Source organism: Paraburkholderia sp. Ac-20347, from assembly GCF_017104805.1.
GTDB classification, from domain to species: Bacteria; Pseudomonadota; Gammaproteobacteria; order Burkholderiales; family Burkholderiaceae; genus Paraburkholderia; species Paraburkholderia tropica.
This window is the reverse complement of the sequence record NZ_JAAGPN010000391.1, coordinates 1-5,461: the sequence shown is the minus strand read 5'-3', so window position 1 is coordinate 5,461 and position 5,461 is coordinate 1. Positions and strand designations below refer to the sequence as shown.

The window sequence follows — 5,461 nt, the reverse complement described above, 5'->3', positions numbered from 1 at the left end:
GGAGGCAACGGGCGCAGGCTGGAGGTGATTCGTGGCGTGCGGGCACAAACGGTCGCCTGGTAAATCGCCGCGCAATGGTGCGTATTAAATAGAAACCACAACATGACGATGAAGAGGACTCTTGCCGTGGCGCTCGCCGCATCCGTTTGCACCGGCGGTTTCGCGCTCGCGATGTTGCCCGCGCGCGCGGCGCCGCCGTCGAGTGCCGGCTCGAACGACGCTGGCGCACCATCCGGAACCGTCGATATCACCGTCGGCGAGCAGCGCACGCTGCCCGTCACGGGCGCGCTCACGCGCGTCGCCGTGGGCGATCCCGCGGTGGCCGACGTGCTGGTCGTGCGCGGCGACCGGCGCGGCGGTCTGCTGCTCGTCGGCAAGGGCGCGGGCACGACTACGGTGATGCTGTGGGAAGGCGGCGTGCAACGCACCTTCACCGTGAACGTGGCGACGCGCGCCGCGCGCGCTTTGCTTGGCGCGGGCACGCCCGACGTGAAGGTGCTGGACGGCACGGCGATCATCAGCGGCAGCGCGGCGACGATGGAGCAGCATCAGCGCGCGGTGGTCGCGGCGCAAGGCTCGCTCGGCAAGGGCGCGAAGGACACCGACGTGCTCGACGCCTCCAGCATCGCGACGCGCTCGGTCGTGCAGGTGGACGTGCGCGTGGTCGAATTCAGCCGCTCGGTGCTCAAGGAGATCGGTTTCAACTTCGCGCGCCAGAACAACGGCTTTACGTTCGGCTCGTTCGCGCCGACCGCGCTGACGTCCGCTTCGAACTCGGGCGGCGGCACGGATATCCAGAGCGTGGCGCCGATCTCGTCGGCGTTCAATCTCGTGTTCGCGTCGGCCACGCACGGACTGTTCGCCGACCTGAGCCTGATGGAGTCGAACAATCTCGCACGCGTGCTCGCGGAGCCCACGCTCGTCGCGCTGTCCGGCCAGAGCGCGAGCTTCCTCGCGGGCGGCGAGATTCCGGTGCCGGTGCCGCAGGCGCTCGGCACGAGTTCGATCGAATACAAGCCCTACGGTATCGGCCTCTCGCTCACGCCCACGGTGCTCTCGCCGCAACGCATCGCGCTGAAGGTCGCGCCCGAGGCGAGCCAGCTCGACTTCGCCAATGCGGTGACGATCAGCGGCGTTTCGGTGCCCGCGATCACGACGCGGCGCGCGGAAACCACCGTCGAACTCGGCGATGGCGAGAGCTTCGTGATCGGCGGCCTGATCGATCGCGAGACCGCATCGAATGTGAGCAAGGTGCCGCTGCTCGGCGATCTGCCGATCATCGGCGCCTTCTTCAAGTCGTTGAACTATCAGCAAAACGAAAGAGAACTGGTGATCGTGGTGACGCCGCATCTGGTGTCGCCGCTCGCGAAGGACGCGAAGCTGCCCAGCTCGCCCGGCGAGCTGTCCGAACAACGCGACGGCCATGTCTGGCGCGCGCTGCTCGGCGGCGCGGCCTCGCGCGATCCCGCCCCGGGATTTTCGCCATGACAACCGCTGTCGGCATGGCTTTGCCGCGCCGCGCGCGGCCTGCGCTGCGCGAGCAGCACAAGGAGAGGGATCATGAACGCGAGAACGTACTTGACGACTGACCGCACGGTCGTGGACTCGTTCGTGTTCGCATCGTCGGACGACGCGCACGCCCGCTGGATCGCGCGCGCGCTCGGCATGGCGGGCAAGGTGGACGCGGTGGCGCTCGAGCCGGCCGCCGTCGGCGAGCGGGTCGGCCAGCAGATGCCGTCGCTGCTGCTCGTCGATTTTTCGCAGGGCCGCGCGGCCTGGGCGAGCGCCGTGGTGGCCGCGGCGCATGTGTCGTATCCGGGCCTTCAGGTGATCGCGGTCGGCACGCTGGCCGAACCCGAGAGCGCGCTCGCAGCGTTGCGCGCGGGCGTGCGCGATTTCGTCGACGTGGCGGGCAGTCCCGAGGACGCGCTGGCGATCGTGCGCCAGGTGCTCGAAAACCGCGTCGAAGTGCCGAGCCGTCATGGCCGTCTCACGGTGATGCTCGGCGCGCGCGCGGGCATGGGCGTGACGACGCTCGCGGCGAATCTCGGCGCGCTGCTCGCCCGCAAGGGCGCGGCCTTCAACCGCCACGCCGCGCTGCTCGATCTCGGCCTGCCCGCGGGCGACGGCGCGATGATGCTCAACGCGGGCAACGGGTTCAGTTTCGTCGATGCCGTGCGCAATCTGCGCCGCTTCGATCAGACCTTCGTGCATACCGCGCTCGCGAATCACGAAAGCGGCCTCGCGCTGACGACGCTGCCTGCCGATCTCGGCGCGCTGCGCGAGGTCTCGTATCAGTCGGCGGTCGCGCTGCTGGCGCGCCTGCGTGCGTTTTTCGATCAGCAACTCGTCGATCTCGGCGGCTTCACGAACGCGGAGTTCGTCGCCCAGGTCGCGCAGTCGGCGGACGCGGTCTGGCTCGTGTGCGACCAGAGCGTGGCCTCGATCGTCGCGGCCGCGCGCCAGATCGACGCGCTGCGCGAAGGCGGCATGGACGGCAACACGCTGCATCTCATCATCAATCAGTACGACGCCGAGATCGACCTGAGCGGCGCGCAGATCGCCGAGCGTCTCGGCGTCGATCTCGCCGCCGTCCTGCCGGCGCGCCGCGTGGCGCTCTGCCAGGCCGCCAATCGCGGCCAGCTGCTGGTCGACAGCGCACCGCGCGATCCGTATGTGCGCGCGCTCGAACTGCTCGCCGCGCAGATCGACGGCATCGAGGCGCGCGCGCCGAAAAAACTCGACGCGCTGCGCCGTCCGCTGCGCAATTTCTTCCCTCAATCACCGAAGCGTTCGTAGATCATGGCGGATAACATCGAATTTGCCGACGACGCGCCGCTGTTCGCGCACAGCCAGCAGTTCCAGGACATCAAGAACGCGGCGCACGAACACCTGCTCACGCGCATCGAGGAACTGGGCGCCGAGTTCGGCCGCTGGTCGCGTCACGCGATCAACCAGTTCGTCGATCTGGAGATGGACAGCTTCGTGCGGCTGCGCCATATCCCGATCAACGAAAGCGAAGTGCGCGCGATTGCCGAGGCGCTCACGAAGGAGCTGGCGGGCTTCGGGCCGATCGAGGATCTGCTGGGCGATCCGGCGGTGGAAGACATCCTCATCAACGGGTATAGCGACGTGTACGTGTCGCGGCACGGCATTCTCGCGAAGATCCCCGTGCGCTTCTCCGACAACGCGCATCTGCTGCGCATCGTGCGCCGCATTCTTGCGCCGATCGGCCGGCGTCTCGACGAATCGAATCCGATGGTCGATGCGCGACTGCCCGACGGCGGCCGCATCAACGTCGTGATCGAACCGTTGTCGCTCGCGGGCCCGATCGTCTCGATCCGCAAGTTCCGCAAGGACCCGCTGCGCCCCGACGATCTGGTCAACAACGGCACCTTCGGCACCGAGATCGGCGCGCTGTTCGAAGCGGCGGTGCAGGCGCGCTGCAATATTCTCGTGTCGGGCGGCACGAGCTCGGGCAAGACCTCGCTGCTCAACGCGCTGGCGTTCTACATTCCCGACGTCGAGCGCGTGGTGACGATCGAGGACACCGCCGAACTCTCGCTCAATCACCCGCACGTGGTGAGGCTCGAAAGCCGTCCGGGCGGTTTCGACGGCGCGGGCGTGGTGACGATTCGCGACCTGTTGCGCAACACGCTGCGGATGCGTCCGGACCGCATCATCGTGGGCGAAGTGCGCGGCGGCGAAGTGCTCGAAATGCTGCAGGCGATGAACACCGGCCACGACGGTTCGATGGCGACGGTGCACGCGTCGAGCCCGCGCGAATGTCTGTATCGCCTCGAAATGCTGGCCGGTTTCGCGGGCTTTCAGGGCACGGAAAGCAGCCTGCGCCGCCAGATCGCCAACGCGGTGGACTTCATCGTGCAGATCGGGCGACTGTCGAACGGACGCCGCCGGATTCTTTCGGTAACCGAAGTGACCGGTCTCGCGGACAACATCATCGCGACGCAGGAACTCTATCGCTACGAACCCGTGACCACGCCCGACGGCGAGGAGATCGACCGCTGGGATTCGCTCGGCATTCATCCGCATTCGCCGAAGCTCGCGCGCTTCCGCCAGGCGGTGTCGGCGTCGTCGAACTTCGGCTTCGGCGGCGGGCATGGCGGGGGCTTCAATGTCTAGCATCATCGCGCTCGCCGCGGCGCTTGCGCTGCTGTTCGCCGCTGCCGGGCTGATGCTCTGGCAGCGCGCACAGCAGCACTCGGCGCGCGAGCGTGTGACGCGTTTCGTCGACAGCCGCGTGACGGCGACGGGCTATGCGCCGGGCGCAGCGGGCGTTGCGGGCTCCGCAGGTGCAGCAGGTGCTGCGCGCGCAGGCGGGGTCGCGCCGATACGCGTGACGTCGGGCGTGAATCCGAATGGGGCGGCAGGCGGCGCGGGCGCGTCCAGCGCCGCCAGCGCAGGCAATGCCGCCAACGCGAAGCATGCCGCGAACGCAAAGAACGACGCGTCGCTGCTGGGCCGCTGGCAGGCGCGCATCGGCGTCGCGTTCGAACATGTCATGAGCCGCGCCGGGATCGCCGACGCGCGCAAGCCCGCTTTCCTCGTCGGCTTCGCGGCGCTCGCGCTGGCGGTGTGGGTCTACGTGGCCGCCGGTCTGCCCGCGTTGCTCGGCGCGCTGATGGTCGTCGCGGCGGGCGTCGCCTTCGTGCTGTCCGTGCGCATCGAGCGCCGCCGCCGCAAGCTGGTCGGGCAGTTGCCGTCGTTTCTCGACGGCATCGTGCGCCTGATCGTGCTCGGCAACAGCGTGCCCGCCGCGTTTCAGGCCGCGCTCGTCACGACCGAAGCGCCGCTGCGCGAATGTCTCGATCACGTCTCGCGCATGTTGCGTTCGGGCGTGGAAATCGACCGCGCGTTGTACCAGGTCGCGCAGGTCTATCGCGCGCGCGAACTCGAATTCGTGGGCTCGGTGTTGCGGCTCTCGGTGCGTTACGGCGGCCGCGCCGACGTGATGCTCGAACGCATGTCCAACTTCATGCGCGACCTCGAACAGGCGCAGCGCGAACTGATCGCGATGTCGGCGGAAACGCGCCTCTCGGCGTGGGTGCTCGGCTTGCTGCCGATCGGCATCGCGGGCTTTCTGATCGCGACCAATCCGCGCTATTTCGGCTCGCTCTGGGACGACGGCTCGGGACGCAAACTGGTCTACGCCGCGATCGGCCTGCAGGTGTTCGGCGGCTGGCTGTTGTACCGGCTCACGCGCCTGAAGGGGGGGCTATGAGCGCGCAGGGACTCGGCTCGCTCGCGTTGCTGCTCGGCGCGTTCGGCCTCGCGTTGCTCGCGGCGCTGGCGTGTCAGCGTTTGCTGGCGTCGCGGCGCAGCGCGCGCACGCTCGCGCAGGCCATCGCGAACATGAGCGCGCAGGCGGCCACGGCGGCATCCGAAGCGCGCAATGCGGCCTCGCTGCAGGCGTCGAACACGATGAACGCGCAGGCCTCGA

4 protein-coding genes and 1 pseudogene are annotated in these 5,461 nt (G+C 68.5%); all 5 read left to right on the top strand.

Annotated features, from left to right (window positions below):
• Positions 1-171: 171 nt before the first annotated feature.
• On the top strand, positions 172-1,488 hold the full coding sequence (locus G3N97_RS36040) for a type II and III secretion system protein family protein (RefSeq protein WP_205997581.1): 1,317 nt from the start codon (positions 172-174) through the stop codon (positions 1,486-1,488).
• A 72-nt stretch (positions 1,489-1,560) separates the two neighbouring features.
• Complete coding sequence (locus G3N97_RS36035) at positions 1,561-2,799, top strand: fimbrial protein (RefSeq protein ID WP_205997580.1); 1,239 nt, start codon at positions 1,561-1,563, stop codon at positions 2,797-2,799.
• Positions 2,800-2,802: 3 nt separating this feature from the next.
• On the top strand, positions 2,803-4,143 hold the full coding sequence (locus G3N97_RS36030) for a CpaF family protein (RefSeq protein ID WP_074984314.1): 1,341 nt from the start codon (positions 2,803-2,805) through the stop codon (positions 4,141-4,143).
• Entirely contained in the window at positions 4,136-5,242 is a 1,107-nt protein-coding gene (locus G3N97_RS36025) for a type II secretion system F family protein (protein WP_205997579.1), read from the top strand. The genes G3N97_RS36030 and G3N97_RS36025 overlap by 8 nt, the downstream gene beginning before the upstream one ends.
• Positions 5,239-5,461, top strand: a pseudogene (locus tag G3N97_RS36020) (type II secretion system F family protein); the annotation flags it as partial. The gene G3N97_RS36025 and the pseudogene G3N97_RS36020, both read left to right, overlap by 4 nt.

Excerpts from the sequence above, each read along its gene's own strand:
- G3N97_RS36040 (WP_205997581.1), top strand. The coding sequence starts at position 172 with ATGTTGCCCGCGCGCGCGGCGCCGCCGTCGAGTGCCGGCTCGAACGAC.
- G3N97_RS36035 (WP_205997580.1), top strand. The coding sequence starts at position 1,561 with ATGAACGCGAGAACGTACTTGACGACTGACCGCACGGTCGTGGACTCG.
- G3N97_RS36030 (WP_074984314.1), top strand. The coding sequence starts at position 2,803 with ATGGCGGATAACATCGAATTTGCCGACGACGCGCCGCTGTTCGCGCAC.
- G3N97_RS36025 (WP_205997579.1), top strand. The coding sequence starts at position 4,136 with ATGTCTAGCATCATCGCGCTCGCCGCGGCGCTTGCGCTGCTGTTCGCC.